The organism is Koromonas soli (assembly GCF_059726265.1).
In genome coordinates this window covers 4,366,110-4,391,679 of the sequence record NZ_AP040872.1, presented here as the reverse complement: position 1 = coordinate 4,391,679, position 25,570 = coordinate 4,366,110, and the positions used below count along the sequence as shown (strand labels likewise).

General features: G+C 55.9%; 25 protein-coding genes and 1 tRNA gene. 5 read left to right on the top strand and 21 right to left on the bottom strand.

Going from position 1 to position 25,570, the window contains the following annotated elements; genetic code table 11:
• Positions 1–4 precede the first annotated feature (4 nt).
• Positions 5–979 carry a PAS domain S-box protein gene (locus AC6IY8_RS19200; RefSeq protein WP_497778648.1) on the top strand — a complete coding sequence of 325 codons (975 nt, stop codon included), beginning with the start codon at positions 5–7 and terminating at the stop codon, positions 977–979.
• Between the two features lie 435 nt (positions 980–1,414).
• Entirely contained in the window at positions 1,415–2,356 is a 942-nt protein-coding gene (locus AC6IY8_RS19195; protein ID WP_497776449.1) for a LysR family transcriptional regulator, read from the top strand.
• A 358-nt stretch (positions 2,357–2,714) separates the two neighbouring features.
• Here AC6IY8_RS19195 and AC6IY8_RS19190 read toward each other — a convergent pair whose 3' ends face one another.
• The 17 genes from AC6IY8_RS19190 to AC6IY8_RS19110 all read right to left on the bottom strand — a co-directional run bounded on the left by AC6IY8_RS19190 (position 2,715) and on the right by AC6IY8_RS19110 (position 18,340).
• Positions 2,715–3,506 carry a hypothetical protein gene (locus AC6IY8_RS19190; protein WP_497776448.1) on the bottom strand — a complete coding sequence of 264 codons (792 nt, stop codon included), beginning with the start codon at positions 3,504–3,506 and terminating at the stop codon, positions 2,715–2,717.
• A gap of 240 nt (positions 3,507–3,746) precedes the next feature.
• Positions 3,747–4,649, bottom strand: a complete 903-nt coding sequence (locus AC6IY8_RS19185; RefSeq protein ID WP_497776447.1) for a TadA family conjugal transfer-associated ATPase — start codon at positions 4,647–4,649, stop codon at positions 3,747–3,749.
• A complete protein-coding gene (locus tag AC6IY8_RS19180; RefSeq protein WP_497776446.1) occupies positions 4,646–6,682 on the bottom strand; it encodes a type IV secretory system conjugative DNA transfer family protein in 2,037 nt (678 codons plus the stop codon). The genes AC6IY8_RS19185 and AC6IY8_RS19180 overlap by 4 nt, the downstream gene beginning before the upstream one ends.
• Positions 6,683–6,694: 12 nt before the next feature.
• The gene (locus AC6IY8_RS19175) at positions 6,695–7,012 is read right to left on the bottom strand and encodes a hypothetical protein (protein ID WP_497776445.1); all 318 of its coding nucleotides are present in this window, start codon (positions 7,010–7,012) and stop codon (positions 6,695–6,697) included.
• Positions 7,013–7,238: 226 nt separating this feature from the next.
• Positions 7,239–8,147, bottom strand: a complete 909-nt coding sequence (locus AC6IY8_RS19170; protein ID WP_497776444.1) for a hypothetical protein — start codon at positions 8,145–8,147, stop codon at positions 7,239–7,241.
• Between the two features lie 2 nt (positions 8,148–8,149).
• The gene (locus AC6IY8_RS19165; RefSeq protein ID WP_497776442.1) at positions 8,150–9,154 is read right to left on the bottom strand and encodes a hypothetical protein; all 1,005 of its coding nucleotides are present in this window, start codon (positions 9,152–9,154) and stop codon (positions 8,150–8,152) included.
• A complete protein-coding gene (locus tag AC6IY8_RS19160; RefSeq protein WP_497776441.1) occupies positions 9,154–9,516 on the bottom strand; it encodes a hypothetical protein in 363 nt (120 codons plus the stop codon). The genes AC6IY8_RS19165 and AC6IY8_RS19160 overlap by 1 nt, the downstream gene beginning before the upstream one ends.
• Before the next feature lie 16 nt (positions 9,517–9,532).
• Positions 9,533–9,829, bottom strand: coding sequence for a hypothetical protein (locus AC6IY8_RS19155; RefSeq protein WP_497776440.1), 297 nt, complete (start codon positions 9,827–9,829; stop codon positions 9,533–9,535).
• Between the two features lie 84 nt (positions 9,830–9,913).
• The gene (locus AC6IY8_RS19150) at positions 9,914–10,303 is read right to left on the bottom strand and encodes a single-stranded DNA-binding protein (RefSeq protein ID WP_497776439.1); all 390 of its coding nucleotides are present in this window, start codon (positions 10,301–10,303) and stop codon (positions 9,914–9,916) included.
• Positions 10,304–10,795: 492 nt separating this feature from the next.
• Positions 10,796–11,479, bottom strand: coding sequence for a VirB8/TrbF family protein (locus tag AC6IY8_RS19145; RefSeq protein ID WP_497776437.1), 684 nt, complete (start codon positions 11,477–11,479; stop codon positions 10,796–10,798).
• 6 nt (positions 11,480–11,485) lie between these two features.
• Positions 11,486–12,304 carry a type IV secretion system protein gene (locus AC6IY8_RS19140; RefSeq protein WP_497776436.1) on the bottom strand — a complete coding sequence of 273 codons (819 nt, stop codon included), beginning with the start codon at positions 12,302–12,304 and terminating at the stop codon, positions 11,486–11,488.
• 3 nt (positions 12,305–12,307) lie between these two features.
• The gene (locus AC6IY8_RS19135; RefSeq protein WP_497776435.1) at positions 12,308–13,138 is read right to left on the bottom strand and encodes a hypothetical protein; all 831 of its coding nucleotides are present in this window, start codon (positions 13,136–13,138) and stop codon (positions 12,308–12,310) included.
• Between the two features lie 62 nt (positions 13,139–13,200).
• Positions 13,201–14,445, bottom strand: a complete 1,245-nt coding sequence (locus AC6IY8_RS19130) for a TraB/TrbI/VirB10 family type IV secretion system protein (RefSeq protein ID WP_497776434.1) — start codon at positions 14,443–14,445, stop codon at positions 13,201–13,203.
• A gap of 9 nt (positions 14,446–14,454) precedes the next feature.
• Positions 14,455–15,207, bottom strand: a complete 753-nt coding sequence (locus AC6IY8_RS19125) for a TrbG/VirB9 family P-type conjugative transfer protein (protein ID WP_497776433.1) — start codon at positions 15,205–15,207, stop codon at positions 14,455–14,457.
• Complete coding sequence (locus AC6IY8_RS19120) at positions 15,204–17,672, bottom strand: VirB4 family type IV secretion system protein (protein WP_497776432.1); 2,469 nt, start codon at positions 17,670–17,672, stop codon at positions 15,204–15,206. Before AC6IY8_RS19120 ends, AC6IY8_RS19125 begins: the two co-directional genes overlap by 4 nt.
• Positions 17,665–17,982, bottom strand: coding sequence for a VirB3 family type IV secretion system protein (locus tag AC6IY8_RS19115; RefSeq protein ID WP_497776430.1), 318 nt, complete (start codon positions 17,980–17,982; stop codon positions 17,665–17,667). The genes AC6IY8_RS19120 and AC6IY8_RS19115 overlap by 8 nt, the downstream gene beginning before the upstream one ends.
• A 28-nt stretch (positions 17,983–18,010) precedes the next feature.
• Positions 18,011–18,340 carry a TrbC/VirB2 family type IV secretion system protein gene (locus AC6IY8_RS19110; protein ID WP_497776429.1) on the bottom strand — a complete coding sequence of 110 codons (330 nt, stop codon included), beginning with the start codon at positions 18,338–18,340 and terminating at the stop codon, positions 18,011–18,013.
• A gap of 373 nt (positions 18,341–18,713) precedes the next feature.
• On the opposite strand from AC6IY8_RS19110, the gene AC6IY8_RS19105 reads away from it, so the two are divergent.
• The gene (locus AC6IY8_RS19105) at positions 18,714–18,956 is read left to right on the top strand and encodes a hypothetical protein (RefSeq protein ID WP_497776427.1); all 243 of its coding nucleotides are present in this window, start codon (positions 18,714–18,716) and stop codon (positions 18,954–18,956) included.
• 259 nt (positions 18,957–19,215) lie between these two features.
• Here the strand turns inward: AC6IY8_RS19105 and AC6IY8_RS19100 are convergent, their stop codons facing one another.
• Both AC6IY8_RS19100 and AC6IY8_RS19095 read right to left on the bottom strand, forming a co-directional pair.
• Complete coding sequence (locus AC6IY8_RS19100; protein ID WP_497776426.1) at positions 19,216–20,802, bottom strand: ParB/RepB/Spo0J family partition protein; 1,587 nt, start codon at positions 20,800–20,802, stop codon at positions 19,216–19,218.
• Between the two features lie 78 nt (positions 20,803–20,880).
• A complete protein-coding gene (locus AC6IY8_RS19095; protein WP_497776424.1) occupies positions 20,881–21,828 on the bottom strand; it encodes an ArdC family protein in 948 nt (315 codons plus the stop codon).
• Between the two features lie 581 nt (positions 21,829–22,409).
• Here AC6IY8_RS19095 and AC6IY8_RS19090 point away from each other — a divergent pair.
• Both AC6IY8_RS19090 and AC6IY8_RS19085 read left to right on the top strand, forming a co-directional pair.
• Entirely contained in the window at positions 22,410–22,742 is a 333-nt protein-coding gene (locus tag AC6IY8_RS19090) for a helix-turn-helix domain-containing protein (protein WP_497776423.1), read from the top strand.
• Positions 22,743–23,978, top strand: coding sequence for a tyrosine-type recombinase/integrase (locus tag AC6IY8_RS19085; protein ID WP_497776421.1), 1,236 nt, complete (start codon positions 22,743–22,745; stop codon positions 23,976–23,978).
• 66 nt (positions 23,979–24,044) lie between these two features.
• On the opposite strand, the gene AC6IY8_RS19080 is transcribed toward AC6IY8_RS19085, so the two are convergent.
• Together AC6IY8_RS19080 and AC6IY8_RS19075 are read right to left on the bottom strand one after the other, a co-directional pair.
• Positions 24,045–24,121, bottom strand: a tRNA-Val gene (locus AC6IY8_RS19080).
• 90 nt (positions 24,122–24,211) lie between these two features.
• Entirely contained in the window at positions 24,212–25,510 is a 1,299-nt protein-coding gene (locus tag AC6IY8_RS19075; protein WP_497776420.1) for an APC family permease, read from the bottom strand.
• Between the last annotated feature and the right edge of the window lie 60 nt (positions 25,511–25,570).

The window sequence follows — 25,570 nt, the reverse complement described above, 5'->3', positions numbered from 1 at the left end:
GGCGTTGGCACAGTCTGCATGGTCTGAGGCGGACGCGCTGCGCAAAGCTACGCTAGCGATCACGCAGGACCTTCGCATGGACTTTGTTCTCGAAAAATTGCTGCTCTCGCTTCAGCAATTGGTGCCATTCGAGTCTGCACAAGTGTTGCTTGCAGAAACGGAAACGCGGCTCTTTCTGGCACGCGAGGTACTGGCTCCCGCCATAGCGAAGAGATCGCTTTCATGCCAGATGACCTTCAATACTTCCGAGTATCCGTTGCTTGGGAGAGCAATGCACACCCAGGGCGGAATTCTACTGCGGGACACAAGAACTGAAGGTGAATGGCATTCCTTCCATGGTCGATGCGAATTCCGATCATGGCTGTGCGTTCCGCTTGTTGCGGGAGATCAAGCGCTGGGGCTGTTGTCGCTCGTCCACTCCTCTCCAGAGATATTTACGACGGAGCATCTTCGCCTGGCCAATAGCCTTGCGATTCCTGCCGCCGTAGCAATTCAAAACTCCCGGCTGTTTGAGCGGGCTGCGATCTATGGGGAAGAGCTAGAAAGGCAAATTGCCGATCTTGAAAGAGCAAAGCGAGCACTTCAGGAGGCAGAGGAAGAGAACCTAGCCTCTGAAGACAGATTCCAAAAATTGTTCCGTTCGAGCCCGATTGCGTTCTCCGTCACCACTCTGGCCGAAGGCCGGTATGTGGAAGTCAACGAAGCATTCGAGCGCCGTTTTGGCTACACCAGAGCAGAACTTCTTGGCCGTACATCTGGCGAGATTCGCTTCTGGGAGGACCCAGCAGAGCGTGACGAGTTGGTCGCAAAGCTGAGGGGCGGCAGTTCAGTTCGAAACGCCATCACTCGGCTCCGTACTAAATCAGGCGAATGCATTGTCTCTCAATACTCCGCGGAAACCATTCAACTGGATGGGAAGTCATGCCTCCTCATCGTGTCAGATGATCTTGCAGGGCGCACCCCACAACAGTACAACTAAATTTCCAGAGTCAGCCAATTGGCGCGGAGCGAGTGCAGTGGTTGGGCTTTCGGCCAGAGCTTGTTTTATTCCGTGATTCTTGATTGTTAGAAGTCCGGGATGTTGTAGTCTCAAAAAGCCCCTGTCGCGATTCAGCACCATTGCAAGTAACTCGCATAGAATGCTGCGACTCGATATCGCATTGACTCTGCCGTGGACAGTCCAGGCTCTTCCGTCTCTTTCTCTACTTCGTATGTCTCTGGTCGGGATTCCGACCACTCCAAAGAGAGAGATGTAGCCAATTGCAAATACAGGACAGGATATTGCTCCTCATGTCCTCCGGGTGGACGTGGGCATTCCGCAGAAGTTTACTGCTAGCGCCAACATCTCCTCGGTAAGAACGATGCTGTTCAACGGCTGAAGCAAGACTTGCGAAGGCCGCAAGGAGCATTCGTCATGGTTGACTATGCGTTCCTGCAAGCCCAGCTATATGTTGCCATTGTGGCCGAGGAAGGCAGCTTCTCCAAAGCGGCTCGCCACTTACGAGTCTCGCAGCCCATCGTGACGAACAGAATTGCAGCTCTTGAGAAGACGCTCGGCATACGAATCTTCGAGCGCACCACCCGGCGGCTTGAACTTACTGCGGCAGGACGTCTCCTCCTCCCGGAGATTCAGCTTTCGTTACGTCACGCTGAACGGGGTTGGGACCTTGCCCGTTATTCCGCGCGAGTCGCAATGGGGCCAATTTGCATTGGATATTCTCCATACATCAGTAGCGATCTTCTGCCAACGCTCTACGAATTGAACGTTTCGGAATTTGAGGCGAAGCGAGTTGAGACAGTGGGATTCCCTGAGCCTCTGCCAGAATTGGTGAGCAGCAACACTCCAGATTTAATCAACCAAATCCTGCGAGGACAACTCCAAGTGGGATTGGGCATTCAGCCGATACAGGACCCGAGTCTTTGGGTGCAGCCAGTCGCACGGGAGGGATTCTGCGTTTGTGTTCCGAAGAACCATGGATTCGCACAACGCGCCTCAATCCCTGTGCGCGATCTGGACGGTCAGCCTCTGTACTGGGTTTCTCGAAAACTGCATTCCTCTTTCTATGATCAAACTCTTGAATATATCCACGGCACAGGAGCGCAGCCGGCACTCCGTGAAACGGCCTCTACAATTCACGCAATCGACACGGTGGCCCGTGGCGTCGGTCTAGCTCTGTTGCCAAGCGGCGCATCACGGCTATCCCGCAGTGGAGTCGTATTTAAGCCGATCACCGATCGCTTTCTGCAAATCGAGACAGCAATATTCTCTCGACGAGATCTGCTGCGTGGTAATCTCCAGGATTTTGTACTCTTCCTGGCTGCGCGACTGCAGAGCCTGAGGTTGATCCGTCTATGAGATCATTCCAGCATTCTAAAACGGGCCGAGAAATAACTTCCCTGCTGTCTGTCGATTGCCCGCGAGCGTCCGATACTCCGAAAGTTACGTGAATCTGAGCCGACTTCAGAAGACCTATCCTCCCTCAATGAGTGACTCAGCGATTTGGCATAAACCCAGACCCTGCGGCCCTGGCCAGGGTTTTGTCGGTGAGCGACGAGGAGTCATCGCAAGGCGGCACCAGAGCAAAACACGCCCGCGCCATCCGGAGTCAGCACCAACGTCGAGATTCTCGGTCGAGCGCTGGTCAGCGTGATCTTGATCCCGAGGCATACCTGATTCCGTGCAGGCTCGCATTCCGTCAAGCACGGGGCTCGTCTTATTGATGGTCTGAAGGCGGCGGCACGTACAACGACGAGTTGCCCGTGTGATGATGAACCGACGGGGGCTGCACATCCAAAGGCGGCACACTCTCTAGAGGGCGGCTCGGCGGCGGAGGTGAAATGGGCCTCATTTCTCTTTCAATCTCGACCTTGTTCTTCAGGCCCGAAAGATGAATATGGTCCGGATTCTTTTGAAAGAATGATTGACCCGCAAGGAAGCCAAGAAATACCAAAATGGTCAATACGATTATCCGGGCGCAGGTATTACCAAACGTGGATGCAATTGCGGACCAACTCACAAAGATTATTGAGTATTTCCAGGAAAGAATGCCGTCACTCGCGATGAGCACGATACATGATTGAGCAAGTCGTGAAAGCGATGCCAATTCACGATTTTCATCGCGATGCTCTTTATACGCTCGCAACAAATAATCATTTTGTTCCCTGTTTGCGGCCTCCAGCACATCAGATGCCCAGTGCACGTTGATTCCAGGATTTTCTTGTGAGGGCAACAGTTTCCACGAACCTGCCTTCCACAATGCCCAATGAATTAATCCCATACCCGCATTCATGAACAGCCCGAACGCGCACAGAAATAGAATTCCGGTTGCTGGCTTTACATGGCTTTGAATGTCCGCCAGTGTCGCCGTGGTTGCAGGCAATTGACAGCCACGATTGAGGAAAATGTTCGCGGCGCAAACGAAACTCAATAGCAGGATTGTTATTTCGATCGTGACGATACTCTTCAGGCTCTTAATGATGCCTTCATGCGTTACTTGGTCACTCATCGTGCTCCTATCGTTCCCTGACTATTTTGCATTCCTATTCCGTGAATCGTGATTTATTGACTCCAAGTGCGGGTTTATGTCTGTAGTAGTACTATCGCTATCCAGCATACCCATCGTTTGGCTTATTCTCTCATCTAGATTGATGCATTCAGGGCAATGCGCTCGTTGAGGATGTTGTAGGTGCCGACAACAGGATAGGTCCTGCTAAACGCCGTAGGCTCCTCAGACGCTTCGCAGGTCTTAGACGTGAAGCCGCAATACTGTTCGTACGGCTCTTATACCGCTCTCCCTCGCAATGTGCACCACGACTTGAATCGAGCGCCGGCATTCGTCTTCGACATCCCAGAGTTGGACGTTGCCGGAGCCACGCATCGTAAGATGGGCCAGCCGCCGGATTGCGTCTGCAGCACCGTTGGCGTGAATGGTTGTCAATGATCCACTGTGTCCGGTGTTCAGTGCATCCAGCAGCACTCGTGCCTCTGCCCCACGAATCTCGCCAACAATAATGCGGTCGGGCCGATGGCGTAGCGCGGCTTTGAGTAGGTCGGCAAAGTTGACCTGGCTCTTGTGAGTATCGAGCTGTGCTTCGGCAGAAATGATGTGCGGCTTCTTTATATAGAGCTCCGCCGTGTCTTCAAGAATCAGGATGCGGTGTTCCTCCGGAATGAACTGAGCAAGGACATTGAGCAGTGTGGTTTTGCCGGAACCGGTACCCCCCGAGATCAGAACATTGTCACCGCGCTCAACGGCTTCGGCCAATGCTCGGCCTTGCTCTTCGGTCAGCATCCGGCGTTGAATCAGATCCAGCATGGTGAAACCACGCGATGTGAACCGGCGGATGGTCATCATCGGGCGCGGATTGACCACCGGAGGGATCAGGGCCGCCATGCGGCTGCCATCGGGCAGGCGCAGATTCATGATGGGAGAATCTGCATCGAGCTTCTTGCCAAAGCGGTTGGCGATTACCTCAAGGCTGGTCAGCAGTGCTCCTTCTTCGAAATGAATTCCTGGCAAGGCCTGTATCCTGCCATCTTCTTCGATCCAGACGGAAGCATCGGGATTGACCATGATCTCGGAGACAGTCTCGGCTTCCAGCAGGTGCCGGATGGGTTTGAGAAATGGCAGGATCACGTCGAAGTTCATCGCTGCACCCTCCGGGGATCGAAGTCGATACGTTCCTGCTCGAACCAAGTCATGTCGATGGGAAGGAAGTCGGGTTTCAGGTAACAATAGGTCGCGGTCTGCGGACTGATACCGTCGAATGCGGAGACGATGGCTTGGGCATTCTTCAATTCAAAGAACACTCTCTCGTCGAACAGCGGCTCCTTCTGTTTCTGGTACTGCTTCGAGGCCGAGACTGATCCTTTGTTGGAAGATGTGCGTCCGCTGAGCCAACCAACATTGGCATTCGAGCTGGATTCGGAAACGGTATAGCTGATCCTGGTGCGGTCGGTCTTGCCGCAAATCTCTGACGCAAAGCGCGCCGTGTCCGGGTCGGAAGTGGACAAGAAGACCTTCGTGCGGAAGGCTTGTAACAGGGTCTTCACGCCTTCGTTTGGTAAAGCCTCTTTCAACGACGAGATACTCTGCGTGGCAACGATGGGAATGCACTTCGGCTGTCGGGAGATGGAGAGGAAACGCTCATCTCCCGTCGGATTGTCCCCGCCCACCGTGGCGTAGTTCTGATACTCGTCGCAGATGAAGACGGTGGGCCTGAAATGACGCTCCGGCTCAGCGTCCATCTTGGGAATGCGCAACTGTACGGCCCGCTGATAGTCGACCTTCATCATTGTGCCGATGACCTTGGCCAACGCCGGATTGAGGGCCACGGGAAAATTCAGGCCAACGACCTTGCCGGACTCGATGAGTTCATCGAACGGAGGAAGAACGTGGCCCTTGGGGTCCTCGGCGCACGGATTGCCGTCATAGAGTTCCTTCGGTGGGCAGAAGACACGGCGCACGTCGGGATCGGTCTCGAATAACGAAAGGAAGACGGCGATGCCCTGAATGATCGAGGTCTTGACCTCGGAACGGAAGAACTTCCAGTGTTCCCAGTACCAGTAGCTGATGCTCTTGAAATTTTCCTGAGCAATGGGACCAGCAGATGGAGCATGGTAGATGGAGAAGGCGATGCCCGTGCATGTCACAAGGAAAGCCTCAAGCTCTTCGCTCCATGGAGCCATGCAAAGCCCAACCTCAGCATCCCAATCGAATTTGTAATCGAGCAATGCCGGCCGGAGTTTAAGGAAGGCTTTGTTGCTGATCCCTATGAACGTTGGACCGTAAAACCTTCTGCCCACCTCGATCAGCATTTTCTCCAAAGCTTCGGAGCTGATGACGGTGCGGAAGACATCGAGCAGCGTGACATACCCATTCTTGACCCGGTGGAGCAAGATCACGTACCGCACGAGGTCGGTGTATGACTGCTGCCAGAACGGTTCTTTCCCCTTGCCCCAGATGGCGGTGATGATGGAAGCAATGTTGAACGCCTGCGCATAAGCATCAAGGTCATTGTTGAGCGGGTTGTAACGAATGTCTCCGTCGAGCGAGACTTCAACGTAATCTTCCTCCCGCCCGCAGCTCTTGAGAATTTTGCGCAGTTGCCGGCAGAGATCGCCTTTGACCTCCAGAACGAATCCCGACAACCTTCGCTCCGGATTGTTGGCCTGGTAGGCGAAGAGCTGGCGCATGGCGGGCAGGATCAGGGCCTGTGTCTTACCTGATCCGATGGCGCCGACGACCGCGATGCCCGTATAGAGACCGGACTCGGGAATCGCGAACCAATGCGGAGCCGGAGATGGTACCGGCTTCAACGGCTGATGGACCTCGCCAACAACCATATAGAGGTCGCGGCGGGTTCGCGGATCGGGATACCAGGGAAGAGCGCCTGCGGTTCGATCGAGCTCCGGCACATAGAAGTGAACATAGGCCAGAGAGAACAGGATCGAGAGCACAAGGAAAGGCGTGCTGAAGAGAAAGAGTGTGTAGCTCCAGACGAAGCCGTGAAAGATCTCTGGCTTGACGATGGCGATCATCTGCAACATCGGGTTCGCAGTCTGGGCGGGGTACAGGCTGCGCAGCACGATTCCGCAGGCTGCGCTCAGTCCGAGCGAAATCGGCAAACGGTTTTCGATAGCGTGACGTAAGAGTTTCTGAATGGCGTTGGGTGATTCCACTGTCGCATCTCCTTACTGTTGGCGAGCCGCAGGAACGGTCGATGGCGTAGCTGGATTGGCGGCTGTGTCCGACGAGGGCTTGACCTGCGACAGTGCCGCCTTCGGGCTGGGTGCGTTCTTCGGCTTCGCGTGCTGCTCTGCCTTGTACTTCTGGAAGTCCTCGTCCTGAGTCAGAGCGAAGCGCAGCAGTTCGTTGACGATGTAATGGGTTTCGTTGTCGGACCACTCGGCCATTAACTCAATGTCCTCAGAGGCCGTCTGGTCGATGTACGTTTGAAGTTTCGCGCGCTTAATGCGGCTGACACCGTGCTCGATTTTCAGTTTGCTCACTTTGTATCTCCTCCTTGTCCTGCTGCTTGAATTTGATCGGGCGCCGGACTTTCAGCGATCCAGCGATGTTCCATTGCGTATCCGTCCAGCGATACAAACCGGATCGGTTGTGTATCCGCCGTGGATACCGATTTGTTACAAAGCCAATCTGTGGGCGGGAGCGACCAGCGTTAGCGGCAGGCTGTAAAGCCGGGTCGCTCCCGCCCCCGATTCACCCCACAGTCGTTTAGCCATCTTGCGAAGTCCTTTGTTTGTAAGTGGGTGAGACTGTTTGATCAGACCCACCTCCTGACCGGTATGCAGACCCCTGAACTTCACTCCTCAGGAGTTTGGGATAGCGGTAATGGAACAGCAATGTCACAAAACTCGGATGGATTCCTGCTGCTGGCGTCGCGCGCTGTCCCGGGGAACTTTCACGGAAACCATCGAAGGCCTGCTGCCGCTGTTGCTGAGGCCGCACAAATCGCCGTTGGAATATCGCACCAGCTTCGGAGAAGTTATGGTCGGCGGTCGCAACGTAGATCACCTCAAAGACTCTGACGGCATAGAAGAGTGGCGTCAGTTCGTCGAGATAGCGGGCGAACTTGACGGTCGAGAGCAGCCCCTCGTCAAGAAAGACGAAGCGAACCAGAGAAGAGGCGGGATGCTCCCGGTCATCCAACGCAACAGGGAACGCTTCAATGAACTCCGACACCCGCCCCGCTTCACCGGCAAGATAGACTTCCGGGATGCTGCGAACCTTGGTAAAGAAATGAACCTTGGATCTGGGTGTTTCAAGATAGTGGTCGTCGTTGTTTTCGAGAATGTAGTCGAGCAGCATCAGTCGGGCGCGAATTGAGCCGTCGCCCTTACGTCGGCGATTCTGCGACTCCGCGTTGCCGAGCAGCCGGTAGATTGGTTTGGCAATGAGGTGATAAATAAATCGACCCTGGCCGTAGTCGATCACTTCGATGTGGCCAGCAATGCGGGCCTTTTCGATGAAGTGGTGGACAAGATATCCTCTCTGCCGCTCGGCGAAGCAACTGAACTGGCGGCGAAGAAAGTAGCCGGAGTGTACGCCGACGAGATACAGGAACGAGGCTTCGCGTTCGGTGTATCCGAGTGACTGGAGTGCGAGGATGGGATCGACGGTCATGGCTAGAGCTCCAAAATCTGGTCGAGCAAGTGGCGATCGTTTTCGGCGCGAGCAGTCAGCGTGGCCCGGTCGGAGGCGGATGCGTACACATGAAATCCAGCCTGGGCCTTGTTGCGAAGATGACCAGGACGATACGCCGCAGTGAGTACCTCGATGTCCTCATGTCCGGTGCGTGAGCCTTGGTCGAGGTCGTACTCGATACGCGCGTCGGGAATCTGAATCCCGCCGTTGACGAATGGAAGGTCAAACTGCTGGGCGACCTGTTGCTTGATCTCATTCATCTCCCGCTCGGGATTAGCCTTGCGCGCGGCGTAGATAGCTTTCTGAATCTGCGACTTCAACTCGAAGTCGAGGCGCACCCGAAAGTTGCTACCTCCGGCTTGCTCGATCTTTAGAGCTTCCTTCCGATAGGCACGATAGATTTGCGAGTCATGCTCGACCTCGCGCGGTTTGACTAGTCCTGCATAAAGCTTCTGGTCCATGGGCAGTCCGGCAATACGCAGGGCCAGATCCCTGCCCTGCTTGGTGAGGGTGACAACTTCGAGATGTTCAACGCGCCCGCCACGGCCATCGCGGCGAGCGTTCACGGAATTTATGCTGACTAGCCCTTGCTGGCGCAGGTATGCAAGATCGCGCTCCATGCGCGCAGGGCGATTGGCATAGACACTTTCGGCGAGATCACGCGTCGCTACCACCCGAAACCTTCCAACCTCAGAGAGAAGTTTTTGTTCTTCTGCACGCAGCGCAAGACCGATGGTCTGTAATGGCAAGGTTGGTCTTTGTGGCCGACGGTCCAGCGGACGGCTCGGTGAAACAGAGCGCTCCTGGTCCACCCGAGGGTGATCATGTTCCAACTTTGGAGTGCGAGGCAGAGGTGCCTTCGGACCGCGATTCTCCGTGGCGCGTTCCATAAGCCGCTCGCGCCGCTGTTCAAGCGGAGAAGGCGTCAGTGGCACCGCTTCGTTGCGGCGTGGACGGGGAAGGTCATGAGGGAGATCGAAACGCATTAACTCTCCTCATCCGGCACAATCTGCCGGTCGTCGTGGCGTTCAAAGTCGAGCGACGCTTGCGGTTTGTTAGTCTCCTGTTCACTTCTTTGCTCGCGGGAGTGCTTGCGCTCCGGCGTGATCTCACTGCCTCCATCGCGTTCCTGTGCCGGATGATCTGGTAGACCCGGGACGGAATCATCGTCGTAGTTCAAGTCCGAGTGCTGGCCATAGACCTTGCGGACCTCGTACTCCGAGACCTTGCCGAACTTGCGCATCTCGCGTTCGGCTGCCTCGCGGGCAGCGCGGACGCGCGCGACAAGATCGAAGGAATGTTCCTGTTCGTAGTCATGATCGAGATTGTTATCGTGTGAGCGAGGCATCTTTGGTTTGCTCCTTTCACTCTTCATGGAATTGCTCGGTAATTTCTTCGGAGAGTTCGTTGTGCCCACTGTGAATCTCCTGGTCGAGGTGTTTTAGTTTGCGGCCCGTGTCACGGAGGAAGAATTTGCGTTCAATCCAGATGGCCGTGCCGAGGATATTGGCGAACAGCAGCGCACAGTACGTGGTAATCTCCGCTAGGTAGTGATGAACGAGCAGGCCGCGCCAGGGCGTGAGGAAGCGCAGCTGATCGCTTAGCGAGACGATTAGTGCGAGGACGATCAACGTTGCGACAAAAACGGCGTTGGCAATCACGATGTTCCTTTCTGCCGCCGCAAGGGCGGCAATGATAAAGGCGAGGAGTCCGGAGGCTCCCCGCCTGATGTCGAGCGAGACCGCTTAGGCTGCGTCGGCTTCCGGGGCCGGTTCGGCGGAATCCGTCGGGCGTTCGAGTTTGCGAACGCGGCTGGCGCGAATCTCCCAACTGCGGCGCTTGGCGCTCTTGTTGCCGTTGCTGGCTTCGGCCTCGTACTCCGAGCTGCGCAACTCGCCTTCGATCTCGGCGTAGTCGCCCTTCTTGAGCGCTTGTGCGAACTCGGCGGACTTGCCGAAGCAAACAATGCGGTGCCATTCGGTGTGCGAAACCCACTCGCCCGACTGCTTGTCCTTGTAGCTGGATTTGGTGGCGAGCGAGAAGACGGTGAACGTGTTGCCCGTTGCGGTCGATTTGGTTTCGGCGTTCTTACCGACGAAGCCTTTGATCTGGATGTTGTTCTCGTAAAGTGCCATTGTCTTTTCCTCCGAATTGGTTTGGCCCGAATCTCACTCGGGACATCCTTTGCGCGAAGCGCCGGGAGTGTGCCCCGCTCCCAAGGCAAGGGGCGCATTTTCTGGAGTGGGGACCCGAGCTCGCCTCGGGGGAGGAGTCCGGCAAATGCAAGAACCGCAGTCCGCCGGGCGAGGGATCGGCACCGAGCGGGTGGCCGAGAGAGTGGGAGGACAATGCCTGGAGGAATGGCGCTCTGTACGCCAAACACTCCAGCCAAGTGTCAATGAAGGGCGCAACTCGGGACCTTTTGCTAACGGCATGTCCGTTCTCGTTCGGCTGTCCAGCAAGGAAAGTCAGCGTCCGCGCCCCGCACACCCTGCATCGTTCGGTAGCCAGCTTCGCGCCGACGCTCTCAGAAAAACACGAAGTCGCAATGTCGGCGATCAGCTCAGAGAGCCCGAAGCCATCCCAAGAAAGCACACTGTGTCCGAGATGGGTTCTGCCAGCCATCGTCATTTCTCGAATGCCTGGTCTTCGCGGCGGTAACTAATGACGAGTCCAAGCGGATTCGACAGCAGCATCTGGTTGGGAACCTCGTCGCGGAAGCCATAAACCACATTGGCCGTCCAGCGCTCGCGGCGTTGTTCCTGCTGATCGCCAATCGAGCGGAAGACCTTCTCAAACTCAACATGAGCGCGGAACGGCGACCGCCGTGTGTCCTCAAGCACTACAGCCTTGATCTCGATGTCTACGTTTGGCTGACTTGGGTCGAGCAGAAATGCGTCGAGCGTGTTGGCCTTGCGCACCTCAGCGAGCGTTGCCCCTTGCAGGTTGTTGGAAAAGAAGTTCAACGACTCAGCAAAATCACGATGCAGAGTTGCGTGATTACGTCCGTAGTACATCCCTGCCCAGCGGGACAGGTAATACTTGCTGACGCGCTCGATGGGAATCGAGTGGAAGTCGTCATAGCGCATTACCTGCCCGCGTCCGGAGTCGGTGACAGAGATGATAAGCGGTTTGAGTTGGAGCGCCGCCGTCTGCGCCCTATATAAAAGATAGAGAGAAACCGCGGCGACGGCGGCCAGCACGAGAATCGCAATCTTCAGGTACGTGTTGGTCACGACCGGTTCGGCATAGAGTTCCAGAAACTTCTGGCCAGCTTCGGTAACGGGAAGTGCATTTTTTGTCTTTGTCATATTGATTTATCCCAGTGGGTTCACCCACGAGCCGGAACGGCCTCCGAAGATCGACGCCGTCAGCTCCGGGATTTTGATCAGCCCGTAGATGCAGACAAGCAGCGTGACCAGCAGAGCAGGCAGGATGGTGAAGGCATTCGAGAGTGAGAGCGGGCCGATGACCGCCAGCATCCCAAGCAACACCTTCGAGAAAACGAAGATGAAAGCTGCGGCAACCACCTGGTAGAAGCTGAAACCGATAAACGCCTTGAGCCATCCCCAGAAGAGCCAATCCATCTTCGGCAGAATGAAGAACGGAATGAAGATCGGCCCCAGTAACACGCAGACGGCGGATGCCACATAACCGTAGGCGATGATGGCAAACGCCGTTGCCTGCATCGCCGCGAGCGCGATGGCCATCACGATGAACGTCATCGACTCGTGCAAGCTGAAGACGCCCGGCGGACTACCGAGCTGGTCCTCGGCAGTCACAACGGCATCGGCGATCTGCTGCGTCTGGTCCGACTCGATCTGATAGGAGAGCTGCAATGCCTCTTGGGTAATCAGGTCGCTGAAGCTGTACCCGACGCCCGGAAGGGGCGTCGAGTAGTAGGTCAGCATTCCGAGGCCGAAGGAGATCAAGAGAATCAGGTCAGCGAAACGGGCGAAGTTGAAGCCGCCATGTCCGTGTGCGGCGGACAAGGCAGCCTTCACCCCGAACCATACGATCAGGATCACCGCCAAGCCTCGAAACATATTCAGGCCCATGGACTGAATGGCTGCGCTCTTGGTAGTGAGCAACTGGCCGATGGCCTGGCTTAGAAACGTGAATGGATTCTGTCCCATCGCTTACCTTCCGGAGGTGCTCAGTGAAATCGACTGCATGGAAGTGCTCACCCCGCCCGTGGTGCGCTGCATGGTCGTAGGGAAGTTCTGTTGGAAGTAAATCGACTGGTTGATGAGCCGGTTCTGCTCATCCATGCGTTGCTTATCGGCGAGAGCCTGCTGAGCAACGGAGGCGGCAAGGATCTGGTTGGTATCCTGCTGCGAGTGAATCTGTAGCAGCGTGGCAGTGTTGATTTTTCCCAGCAGAGCGTTTGAGGTCTGCTGGTTCGGGTCGGTGGAGTAGGTGTCGGATTCGAGGTTGGCGAGCTTCTGCGAGAAGACTTGGGAGTTGGATCGTACTGTGCCCAAAGTGGAGAGTGTGCTGGTGATCGTCCCCTGACCTAACTCGGAGGTGGCATACTGGTTTTTGATCGCCGCCTGGGTCAGCGCATCCTGCGATGCAAGACTTGTGCCGGGATAGCTCTGCGGCTGAATCACCGCCGAGTTGTAAGCCGCCGTGGCGCGGCTCGGACTACCGAGGTTCAATACATCGTTCCATGCCGGCGTGTTGCCGTAGGTATTCGGCGAGGAAACGTTGGTCCATTGTGAGAAGCTGGACTGGTAGCGAGCGCCGAGATTCTGCGGCATCCGTGACATCTGATAGGCGAGGTTGTACGACTGAATGATCTGGTCGCGGGTCTGGTTGGCAGTCGTGTACATCTGCTGCAACTGCTTAAACTCTTGGACGGCATTGGCGTAGTTGCTGGCATCGAATACCGCCCACTGCGCATGTGCCGAAGGCACGAGCAGTGCCGCGAATGCGAAAATGAGACAGCAAAATCTCCCTATATTCATTGGAACCTCCATTCGGCCAGTCGTGACTGGCGCTGTTATCGGTGGTGGTTGTGCATCACGGCTCAAATATTGGGCGGAACCGTGTGGTTTTCATACGCTGGCAGAAGCAGGTCTTGGGTCATGTAGACCTTGATCCGAAGGCCTTCGCGGATCGTGATCGTTGGTGGCAAGTTGATAAAGCGGTCGAGAACGTGGACACTCTCCTGCGACAAGCTCGAAGCCACGCCCTGCCGGTACATGTCCGAGCCGCTCTGGCTGGATCCGCTGGTGGTGGTAGCTTCTGCCGCGCCAGAGATAACGCCCAACGCAATTGAGGCTCCGAAGATTGCTACATAGTGGTTGTTCACCTTGTCCTTCAGTCCGGTCTCGCCAACCTGGTTAAGGCCGTGAAACTGGTCAAGGTCCACCGAGTAACCGTCCGGCATGAGCATCCGGTGGAAGACGACTGCCAAACGCTTCTGGCCAACGCCGGAAACCTTCTGCACTTCACCCAGAAGGAATGTTCCTTCCGGAATCAGCACATGCTGGCGGTCCTGGCTATAAACCGGGTTGGTCACCATGACCTTGAGAGGTCCTGAGAACTCACCATCCAAGCGGTTTACCAGTGCGGTATCGATGGTCGTTCCCTCGAAGAGCACATAGGGCTGGCCAAAGGCGGAGTTGACGTTGACTTCAGGGGCTCGCTTGGCTGCCGCTCCGGCCGATTGCGTCGCGTGCGTACTCTGCGCGGACGCAGTAGAACTGGACGCAACAGGTTCATCTTCAGAAAGACGTGCAGGGGCACTGAACGTTTGAGTGGCTTCCGCGTGCGTAGCAGAATCACCGGGCAGCACGAGGTTCGACGCAAAACGCGCCTTGAATGCCAGTGCTCGTTCGGCGTCTTTTACCGGGTCATGCGGCGGCTCCGCCTGCGCCTGAACAGTGCTGTTCGGAGGCGTGCTTGGCTGTACAGCACCAGCTGGTGCTGACGTGGCTCCGACACCGGCAGTTCTCTGAGAGTGTGCCTGCAGTTCAGCCTTGCGCTGCTCTTCCGAGAGATCGTGTTTCAGCTCCTCGATGTTGCGTTGATTGGCGTCATTCGAGAACACTGCCGGAGTTGCAGCACTGGGCTTCGCCGTTGGTTTGGTGCGGTTGTTTGAGAACAGCACCGCGAGCAAAATCACTACGGCCAATCCGGCCATGACATACGCCTGACTCTGCTTCGGGACTACACCCTCCGGATTCTGGCGGCGGTCGCGCAATTCCGCCGATGGTGGAGAGGGCTGCGGATCGGATGGAATTTCGGGAGTCTGTTTCTGCTCTGGCATCGCCGTCTCCTACTGCCCCGCCCGCTCGAAAGCGAGCCGGTGCTTGCCGATTTCGAGGTAGCCGTGATCGACCACCTTGGGAATCACATAGGTTCCGTCCAGCAGCTGGAAGTTGATGAGGTCGGGCTTTCCGTCCTTCAACTCATAGATGGAGAACTTCTCCGTTGCCGACGATTTGATGTAAGTGAACTGCGCATCATGGTAGATTGCCGAAACGTTGAAGGGCTTTTGGTCCTTGTAGCCGTAGTCAAACTTCAGCGCTTTGGTCGGGAACTCCGTGCGGAACTGCTCGATGGCCCGCGTGGCACGGCTCTGTGCTGCCAGCGCCTGAGCCTGCGCCGATGCAACCTCCGATGCCGGAACCAGCTTGGGCACCGAGTTGGCTGAGGCCAACACCGATGCATCGGACGGTTCGATCACGACCTTGAGATCTGGATCGGCGTTCTCTACCTCGTCCAACGTGAATGAATACACGCTGCCCTTATCGGTAATCAGATTAAGGTTCGAATGGATCGCAGCTTTAGCCGGATGCAGGAAGCAGTAGTTGCCAGTGGCGTCGATGATCCAGAAGTCCTTGTCGCCGGTGGCAACTTCCAGGATTTTCTCCGTCGCCGGAATCTGAATGAGCGTCGTGTAGCGCATCTTGGCGCGCACACTGATGATGTCGTTGGCGTGGTACTTCACCACGCGGGCGGTCTGCTGAGCAAAGCCGGCGCTGGTGGCCAGCACCAGCGAGAGAGCGAGAACAAATTTAATCTTCATTTGTCACCTTTCATTGGGTTGGGATAGTCATGGGCAAGGCGCAGCAATCCGTCCTCTGCGCCGTATCGGGCGAAGTACTCCTGTTTGCGAAGGTTGTCGCGGGCGTTATTGGTAGCGACCCAGTAGCTGAGGGCATCGACTTCAAGTACCAGCTTCTTGGTGCTGCCGGGCTGAATCAGCAACAGGTCGCGTTTAGGGACAAGGCTTTCCAGCAGCTCAAGCTGCGTGTCATTGAACTGGAAAATTTCTGCATACAGCTTGCGATCGATGTTTGGGTTGGCGAGAAATACCTTCGTTGGGCAGGACTCGTTGACAACATGCAGCATCTCCGACGCCTGCAACTCGACGACCGACTGCGTGGCAAGAATCATCGCGGCATTCTTTTTGCGCCACGTTTTTTCGGCACGTGTGATCCAGTCGCGAATGGTGCGGTTCTTCAGGAATATCCACGCCTCGTCGATCACAAATGCTTTGAAGGTTGCGGCGTTCTCCGCTTTTTCGATCTCCGAGGATGCCCGCTCCAAAACGTAAAACAGCAGCGGTTCTAGGATGTCCGGGTAGTCCGACCAACCATCGAAGTTGAAGGTCTGGAAGTGCGAGAAGCTGAGCGTATCTTCGGGATTGTCGAACAGGTATCCGAACTGCCCGGCCTGAGTCCATCGATGGAGGCGCTCTCCGAGCGGTCCGAGGATGGACGCAAAATTTGAAAGCGTACGGATATCAAGCGGAAGCTTGTACATGCGCTCGATGGCGGCAAAGAGCGCCTTGTCGTCTTCTGGCGTCAGTTCGTAGCGTCCATTTGCCTCTATCAGGACCTTGGTGAACAGGTACAGGAAATTCAGGTTCTCGTGCGTCAACCCCAACGAAAATGGGTTGATGGTGAAGCCGGGATTCTTCAGTCCGACATTGAGATATGTGCCACCGAAACCGCGCGTGAGTGTTTCGTAGCTGCCGCCAAGATCGAAGATGAAGGTCAGCGGTTCGTACTTCTGCAACGACTGGATCAGGAAGTTCAACGTGAAGCTCTTGCCGGAGCCGGTCGCGCCCAACACCAGCGTGTGCGCCACATCGCCCGAATGCAGGTTCAGGTAGTACGGTGTTGCATGCGCGGTTTCCAATGCTGCGAGGTATTCCTTCTCCAGATGCGCATTCCGCTGTTTGCCGGAATCGACGGTGAAGAGAAACGATAGGTCGGCATAGTTTGAGTTCAACGCCCACTGCCTGCGCAGATTGAACTGCCGGTTGCCGGGAACTGTGGCAAAAAAAGCATTCAGCAGGTTGTAACGCTCTTCATACAGGAGACCGTCATGCGTGGTGAAGAGTTTCTGGAATTCGGCAATGGCGTGCTCCACCTTTGCGCTGTCCTCGTCATAGATCACGACGGAAAACGTGAACTCGCCGAAGGACTTACCTTCCATGCCGATAGCCGTTAAAGCATCGCCCAACTCGGCAACAGCGGCTTCTTTCGAGTCATCGACCAACTCATCTCGCAGACCTGCATTCTGTTGGTCCTGTAAGTTCGAGAGAAAACTGGTTTTGGAATTGTGGTAGTGGCGGCGGCGCTTATTGATCTCCTTGCGAGCCGCCGCGCCATCGACCGGATGCCATTCGCTCACCACGTGGAAGTTGGCGGAAATGTCGAGCAGCCCATTCAGCAATAGCGGATGCGTTGTAGCTGGCATCTCCTTCACTGTCAGGACTCGCAGGTAGTCGTCGTCCATCCGGAGATAGCCTCGATGGGCCTCCAACTCCGAATCGCACAATTGCCAATCGAGGAAGCGCGGCCCTTGCAGCCGCGCCTCCTGAGTTTTGAAGGGGCGGAAGTTCACGAGACGCCGGACAAGCCGGAAGGTCTTCTCCGCCCCTAGCAGCTCGACCTGCATGAGGTCATTGAGCTGCCCTCTCAAACTTTGAATCTTTTGTTCCAGGTGCATACGATCGCGGTTGATCTGCTCGAACAGCAGTGTTCGCTGTCGATTCCCCGCAAGCATTGCATTCAGTTCTCTGACCGCGCGGCGCGGACCTTTGGCGAGTTGGGACAGGGCATGGAGCAGCCCGCTCTTGGTGTAGTTCCCATCGATCATCACCACCCAAAAGATCTCGATCCCGTATAGCCGGTCCGCCTTCGACTGGAGGAATGCCGCTCGCTGTTCGACGGCTGCACTCACCAGCGGGTTCTGGTAGTCCTCGTGCCTAATTGCCGGTCGGTTGTGCTTAAACAGAATTTGGTACAGCCGCGTTCGGTCGTCCAAGCTCCGGAAGGCGGCCTCCAAACGCTTCGCCGCATAATCGCGCCCGGCGTGGTCGAGGCTCTCGTAATCAATTCCTCCGATTTTGAGCACCGCGCCAAGATCGCCGGATTTAGTGAAGAAGGCATTCTCGTCCCAGAAACCGTACAGGTTGATATGCGCCTGCAACGATCCGGCTTCTTTCCAATCTCTCGTGATTTGCTCAACCTTAAACATCGCGCCTCGCAATCCGTATTTCTGTCGGTTGCCACTTCATCGGGTCATACCGCCTGCAGAACTTCGCCGAATTCATCAGCACGCGCAGAATTTCCACGTCATACTTGGTCGCTCGCTGTGCGGCGATCACTCCCACTACGAACAGCAGGATTCCTCCTAACAACGAGTGCATGAGAGAGAAGACTGCGCCTCCCGAGATCAGGGCGACGAAGAATAATCGCCGCTCCGCTCCAAGGATGGTCAACGGGCGATTCATCGCCTTGAACACCTTGTTGTGCCGGTACTCTTGCTGCGAACCGCCCTGTGCCATCGCGCATCACCTCCTTTTCTTCTGGGGTTTATGGGAACAGCCAGGCCATGAAGTTCACGGCTCCGATGGCCATGCCGACGCCGAAGACAATTCCGGCGAGCATCCGTTTCGACTGGCCCTCGCCATAGGCGAACATGAGGCCACCAACGACGATGGCAACAAGTGACAGCCCCGTGGCGATGGGACCGGTGAATGAAGTTTTCAGGGCGTTGACGGCGTTTTCCCACGGAGAACTGCCGGTGCTCTGGGCGTGGGCGGCGGACGGGATCAGAAGATCCAGTATCAGGAGAGGGGCAAGCGTTCGGAGCCGTGTCCATGTGAAACGGCGGTGGATGGGTGCGGCGTGATCTGGCGGCATCGTGCGAAAACTCCTCCATTGAATTCGCAACCGTTGCGGGTTGCGCTTGGGAGAAGCTAAGCCAGAAATGTGAAGTTGATTTATATCTTTTTGAGCCGACTTATATCTTTTGGATATAGATCCGTGAATTCTGCTCAGCAGATCTCGCGGAGATGTTCTGCCCCGCGTCAACTGCAACATTCCAAGCCGACTCAGGCCTGTAGAATGGAATCGATCTTATGTTGAAAAGGGAGATTCCTGATGGATTACCGGGAGGATGCATTCAGACGTAAGTTCAAGAGCGCGGCAGAATCCTTAGGCGTCGAGCCTGAACAAATCGTATCGCTGAAGTTCCGCGACAATATAGGCTTCTACGAAGAGTACCGACACCTTATTGATTGTCTTCAACGAGAGGCTGGCGTTCAATGCACCAGCTGCAGGTTTGATCGAAAACGAGACGAAGACCATTACTCAGCAACTGGAATTGCTCGTCGCGCGCGTCGAAAGGTTGGAGGAGCAACTTCGCCACGAGCAGCAGCCGGTTGTGGAGAAAACGGTTAAGCAAAGACACGCCTGTCACGAAGCCCACGGGCCAAGAAATCAAGTGAAACAAAACGACCTTGAAATCGATGACTAGTGGCTGCTTCATTTCGCTCGCCAAAGCAATAATCCACTGGCATCTGGCAGTACCACCGCGCCGGAGCGTTTCCGACAGGCCTTTTCCGCGTCACGAAACGAGAATTTGGTGCTCTCAATCTGTGCCATGCCCGTGGGGTGGGAGGAAGACGCATCCTGCGATAGCAGGAGTCCTTAGCCGGGTGGGATCACGGGCTTGGAGAACAAAGGAAAAGGCACCCGGAGGGTTTCCGAGTGCCTGAATTGTTGAGTGAAATTGGTTACGCTGCGGTTTTCGCCGTGCTCTTTTTCGCGACGCTATTCTGCTTACCATCCCGCTTGGCTCGCTTGGCGGCAAACTCATCTTCAACCGCTTTATGCACCTTCGCAACATCCACGCGGAGCCGCTTGGCCGTTGCCGTCAACACGTCCGCGTCGCCCTCCAAAAGGGTGACTTCTATCAGAAGCTTTGACAATGCCGCCTCATCGGCTTGCCTTAGTAGCTTTGACATAGCCTGCTGCACCTGCGGGTAGGTGACCTTGTCGCTAGTCTTTTCGATCAGCTTATGCCGCCGTGCCAATACTTCTTTCCGCATGGGTTCAAGCTTGCTCAGAAGCCCACTCGCAACCAGCGCGAGATCAATGCGGCCCAATGGCGCTGCAATTCGTTTCAGTATTTCAGCCAGCGTGCGATGCCGCACTGTGATTTCGAGTTTCTGCCGTTCCAGTTCCTTTCGTCTCTGTTCCCGCTCCTTTGCTACTTGCTCAGGGTTGGGGGTGTGACGGTCGGCAAAGTGAACGGCACAGTTCGGATCGGCGCACACTTTGACAACGTGCCCGCGTTCCGCTCCATCCACTACGATTGCCTCGCTCATTTGCTTGCACGGCTTCTGATAGGGCGAGAGCGGAGCTTTGGATTTTCCGTTCTTTGCGGAAAGATTCAAAGCGACGTAACGGTTGCGCCCGAGCACGGTATCGTTGCCGCGAGTTCCATAGGCGGTTGTAATCTGTACCAGCTTGGGTTTCTCTGCAATCTCCTTCTCAACAAACTTGCCGAGTTTGTTGTTGTAGCAGTTTCCATCGGTGCACGAGTCCTTCAATGCTGCATCGAAAAGCAGGGTGTTGTAGCCAGTGCGTTTGGGGCAGTTTGCGCAACTTCCTGCCTCGGGTACAAGCGTTTCATCGCTTTTGTCGAACGGCACGGTTTCGAGCGAGAGCAGGATGTTCTGCTCAATCCATGCCGTCACCTCTCGTACAGGCATCAACACGCGGCTTTCTTTGCCGCCATTCCAGACGGTGCGGAATGCCGCATCGAATGCGCGTTGCTGTTCGGACGGCGGTAGCTTGGCGATTTCCAGCGCATGACCGATGCCGATCTGGTCTGCAAGAAATGCCTCGGCAATGGACGGAATCAGTTCCGTCAAGCGAAGACGGGTTGCAACATACACTTGACTCCGGCCAATCTTGGCTGAGATACGCGCAACATCGTAGTGCGCTCCATCGGCTTTAATCATTGCTTTATAGGCCGATGCCTCCTCCAATGGATGCACGCCTTCGCGTTGTCCGTTCTCGATTAGCTGACATTCGAGAACTTCGATGTCGGAGAGTGCGACGATGCGCGCCGGGACTTCTTCGAGTGCGGCGAGTTTGGCGGCACGCAATCTGCGTGCTCCTGCAACGACCTCGAATTTGTCATCCTCGATGGTGCGGACAAGCAAAGGCTGCAATACACCTTGCGATTTGAAACTGGATGCCAGTTCCGCCAAGCTGTGCTCATCGAAGCGGCGGCGTGGATTGGTGGGCGATTCCTGCAACTGCTCAACGGGCAGATTCCGATATTCGTTGTTGCTGCGAACTGCGGTGGACATGACTGGTGTCTCCTTTCGGTTGAAGGTGGAAACCGAGCGGACAGACACACCTCGCCTGTCCGCGTGGATCAACGGCGGTTACGCGGCGGTTCGTGCTTCCGCGTTTGAAAACTGGGATTCCGGCACGTCCTGCGAAATGGATTCTTCTGTCTGGATCGCCGCGAGGATCACAGAGGCCGTCTGTTGAACGACTTCAAGGCTTTCCATCAGCAACTCTGCGTTGCCGTGGTAAAGCTGGATGTATGCGGCGCTGGTGTTTGCGCTCAAGCCGATGGCTTTTGCGATAACAAAGGCGACTGCTTCGGCTTCCGTCTCGCGCACTGTCTTGGTGGTTGCCGTGCGCCGTTCGGATTTATGCAAAAGTTCATGGCTCGCCTCGTGAACCAGAGCGATGAACTCCTCGGGCTTCGTCTGTCCCGGCAGCAGAGCGATTTTGCCACCATAGGAAACTCCGAGCGCGGGTGCAATGTCTTCGCTGTACTCCAAAGTAATTCCGCGTGAAGAAACAAACTCCCGCAAGCGGTCGAGGTATTCGCCAACTTCTCCGGTCGTCTCACCAAGCGTCGGCAGTGATACACCGTCTGTTTGGGCTTCATCCCATACGTACACACGGCGAAAGCCGAGAAGCGCAGACTTGTTCGCATCGAGGGCTTCCGTGGCGGATTTCTGGCTGTCCTTCTTTCGATTCTTCGCGATCATTGGTGCAAGAATCGCGATACCTTTTTCGCCACGTTTGACGCGGCGGCCAAGCTCATTCCACGTCCGCATCCCTGCAACTTTGGTTGCCGTGGGCCGTTGTCTCGCGATCAAGAGCACGTTTCCGAAAGAGTAGTTGTGAAAGTGAGCCATCGCATCGAGAAATGCGGTGAGGGCTTCGCTGTGTCCGGCTTCAAGCTGTGTGATGAGATACTGGACGTTCTCACGGATGAGTTGCTGGGCGCTGGCTGGCTTCCGATTATTACTGTCGGAAGCCGCATGGACGGCGGCTACGCCATTGTTGCTGTTGTTGTTGCCCTGATATTCCATTGTTTTTCCTTTGTCTGCCCGGTGGGGCGTTTTTTTCTTTCACCCAGGAGCGAAGCGAAGGAAAAAACGAACCACCGGGAGACAAAGAGGAACGACGGAGGGCGAGGTTGAAGGACCGAGCGGGTGGGCACGACAAGTGCGAAACGGCTTTATCGTTTGGCGCGCGGGCGCGCTATCCCGAAGGGCCGGCCCGGAGCGCAGCGCAGGGATCACACTCGCCCCGCGGAAGTGAAAGAACGTCGCGCGCAGCGCACACCGAGATGGATTTCGTCCTCTTCTCAGTCATCCAGTTTTCTGCGAGTGTGGTTCTTTGACAATAGAGTGTGGTCAAAGATTTATATGGAATTCGAATAAATGGGGTCCAAGAGTTATAAATCGAGGTCGGATTTCTCGCATACCTTAGGGGGCGTCCGGTAATAGCGGTGCGAATTTCCTCCCATCGACCGTGCGTTTGAGGTGCTTTGTGCAGAATTTAGTTTCAGCTTCTTGGAAAACCCTTGACCTGTTCGGTGATGTGGTGCAGATAGAGGCATTCCTTCCGCGCTACGCCATTGGCATTCGGTCAACCAGTCGTTTTGTCTATGGGCGCCACAACGGAGAGGATATCCGGTTTTTCAAGGCGAGTTCCAAGAAGGGCTTGGTGGCACATGGATAATGTAGCCAACATTTTGTCATTCGAGCCCTTTATTGGTCCTGACGAAGCGGCGTCTTTTCTGTCCTGCACTCCCCGTTACTTGCTTCGTATGGCCCGCGCCAGGGAGATCCCGGCGCATCCTCTGCGACGTGGATCGCGCAACCAGTGGCGCTTTCTCCGCTCAGAACTCTCTGCGCATATGACAAATCAGGCGACTGCCGCTCAAGGTAAAATTGTTTCCGGCAGTCCTTTGCGAACGCGACAGAAGGGACAAAGGTAAATGTCGCGAATTCAGCGAGGGTTTCTTTCAATCAAGCAATATGCGCAGGGAGCGACCTGGGTGTATCGATGGAACATAACGCGGGCTTCGGATGCAAGGCGGGTTGAGCAGTCCCGCGCCATCGGCCTCGTCCGGGACATTGGACGAAGCGAAAAAGCCGCGTGGGTGGAAGTCGAGCGCCTCGGTCTCTCAAATCTGGTGAAGATGCCAACCGCAGTATCGACCTTTGATGTGCTTGCCGAGCATTACATCGAAAATGAACTGAAGAGGAAAGATGGTGTGATCGGCAGGAAGGCAAGGGAGACGGCAGCTCGTGATCTCCACAACCTTCGCTCCCATATTATCCCGAGATGGGGTGCGGAAGTGGCCACTGACATCAGTCCACTGACTGTTGAAATGTGGTTTGAGACGTTGGCGTCCACTTTGTGCGGCAAACGCGGGAAACAGAAGGTGCGCTTGTCCTGGACGGCAATCAGCAAGATCAAATCGGTCATGAATCAGGTGTACCGGCACTCGCAGCGTCACGGACTCATTCCGCGAAATGCGGATGCCAATCCTATGACGCATGTCCGCTGCAAGTCGGGCGCTGCAAGCAACACGGTAACCGTGTCTCCGCAACAGATGATCGGCATTCTCCATTATCTGGACACGCCGGAGACACAACTGGAATGGACGCTTTCGCTCACCTGTGCCGCGACGGGGCTACGCGGAGAGGAAGCATTCGGCCTCCAGTGGCACGACATTGACTATGTGGGCAATCGCATTCTCGTTCGTCGGGCATGGTCCAAGGGCCGGGTGACCGACGGCAAGAATGTACATTCAATGTCATCGGTTGCATTGCATCCGGTACTGGCTGGCTTCCTGCAGGAATGGCGGCGGCAGACATCCTACGCCAAGAACTCGGATTGGCTGTTCGCGTCCAGCAAATGCGGAGGCCGCATTCCGCGATGCGCGAGCATCGTGGCACGGGATTATTTGCGTCCAGCTGGGGTGCAGGCTGGCGTCTTGGCCAAGGGCGACAAATCCACCCGTTTCGGATGGCATTCGCTCCGACACAGCCTAGCCGAGTTTTTCGCCGATAATGGCGTGGACCCGGCGGTCACGATGAAGACCCTGCGTCATAAGAAGCTGAGTACGACGCTGGAGATCTACACGCATCATGTCCAGAACAGCCAGATTGCGGCACAGGGAAAGTTTCTGCAGGCGATCAAAGTCGCTACCGAGGCAATCCAATGATGATAAACGGGTGCAGAAACGGGTGCGGCTTTTGTGCTTGGCTTACCGCAAGTTGTAGAAAAGAAATGGTAGGCACGAGGAGACTCGAACTCCTGACCTCTACCGTGTCAAGGTAGCGCTCTAACCAACTGAGCTACGCGCCTACATCACTGATTGACTGTAGATTATCAGGCGAGGTGGCTCAGACGCAACTGGCGTTGAAACACACTGAAACATGGGCTGAAGTCGACGAGTCAAACCGAGGGCTCGTCCTGAGTTTGCCGGGAACGAGCCACGGCAAACCTGCTGCACCAGTACAGGACGGCCCCAAGGAGTACGATCGCTACTCCCACGATCAGCGCGTTCACCGAGCCGATTCGTTCCGCATGGTTGCGCGCGCAGGACAGGGCAATCAGGATCACTGGAGGCGTGCACAAGGTCACCAAACCGAGAAAGCCGCCCGGCACACGGAACGGACGCGGAAGTTGCGGCTCTTTCCATCGCAACGCGACGAGCGCGGAGAACTCCAGGAGGATGCTCAAGCCGGTGAGTAAGACGTCAAGCATCACTGTCTTTTCGAAGCCCAACGTCATGGCAAGCCCCCAAAGCGCGGAACAGATAATGATCGCCACCCACGGGGCGCCGAACCGATTTTCTACTGCGAACGTTTGCGGCAGGAAGCCGTCGCGCGCCATTGCATACGGTAGTCGTGAGAGCGAGAGGACAAGGGCGTTGAACGTGCTCAGCGCGGCGATGACTCCGGCGGCAGTCATGAAAAGGCCAAGGCGCTGGCCGCCAAACAGATTTGCGATGTTGACCCAGGAGCCCGTTTCCCAGGCCGAGAGTGGAAGGCCCGTATGCGATAGGGCGAGAATCGGCGCAATGTAGGTGACAACGATCGCAGTAAGAGAAAACAGCATGGAGCGGCTGTACGTCTTTGTGGCGTTCTTAACATCGCCGGCGATGGTTGAGGCATTGTCGAAACCCATGTAGTTCCACATTGCGATGAGAACGCCACCCAGCATGTCTGACTTCGTCGCGACAGGTGCGGCAGCAGCAAGGTGAGGAGAGACGGCTCCACGCCAGAGCAGCAGTGCGAAAGGCGAAAGCAAAAGCAGGACGAATGCGATTGATCCCTGTCCGACGAAGTCCGTACCAAATAGGTTCATGATTACGCAGACGGCAATCATGAAGATGCCCATCACGTACGGTGTGCCACCTTTGCCAAGTGCTGGCAGGAGGTGAGATAGGTAGGCGGAGAAAAGAAGAGGATAAATCGCCATGTCGAAGATGCTTCCGGCGAAGGTGAGCCAGGACTCCTGAAATCCCCAGAAAGGCCCCATGGCACGGCGTACCCAGATGTAGGAGCCTCCTGTTTCCGGCAGCGCGGACGCAAGTTCGCTCACCATGAGCGCCACGGGCAGAGCCCAAAGCACAGGCGTAAGGCAAAGGATCAGAATGGCGCGTGAGTATCCGTTGCTGCCTACGATTTCTTCCAGCCCGAACGGGCCTCCGGCGACCATGGAATAAGTCGCCGCGGCAAGCGCGATCACGCCAATCTTGCGTACACTCTTCAGATTGCGCTCCTAGCAAGGTGAAATTCAGCAAACGAG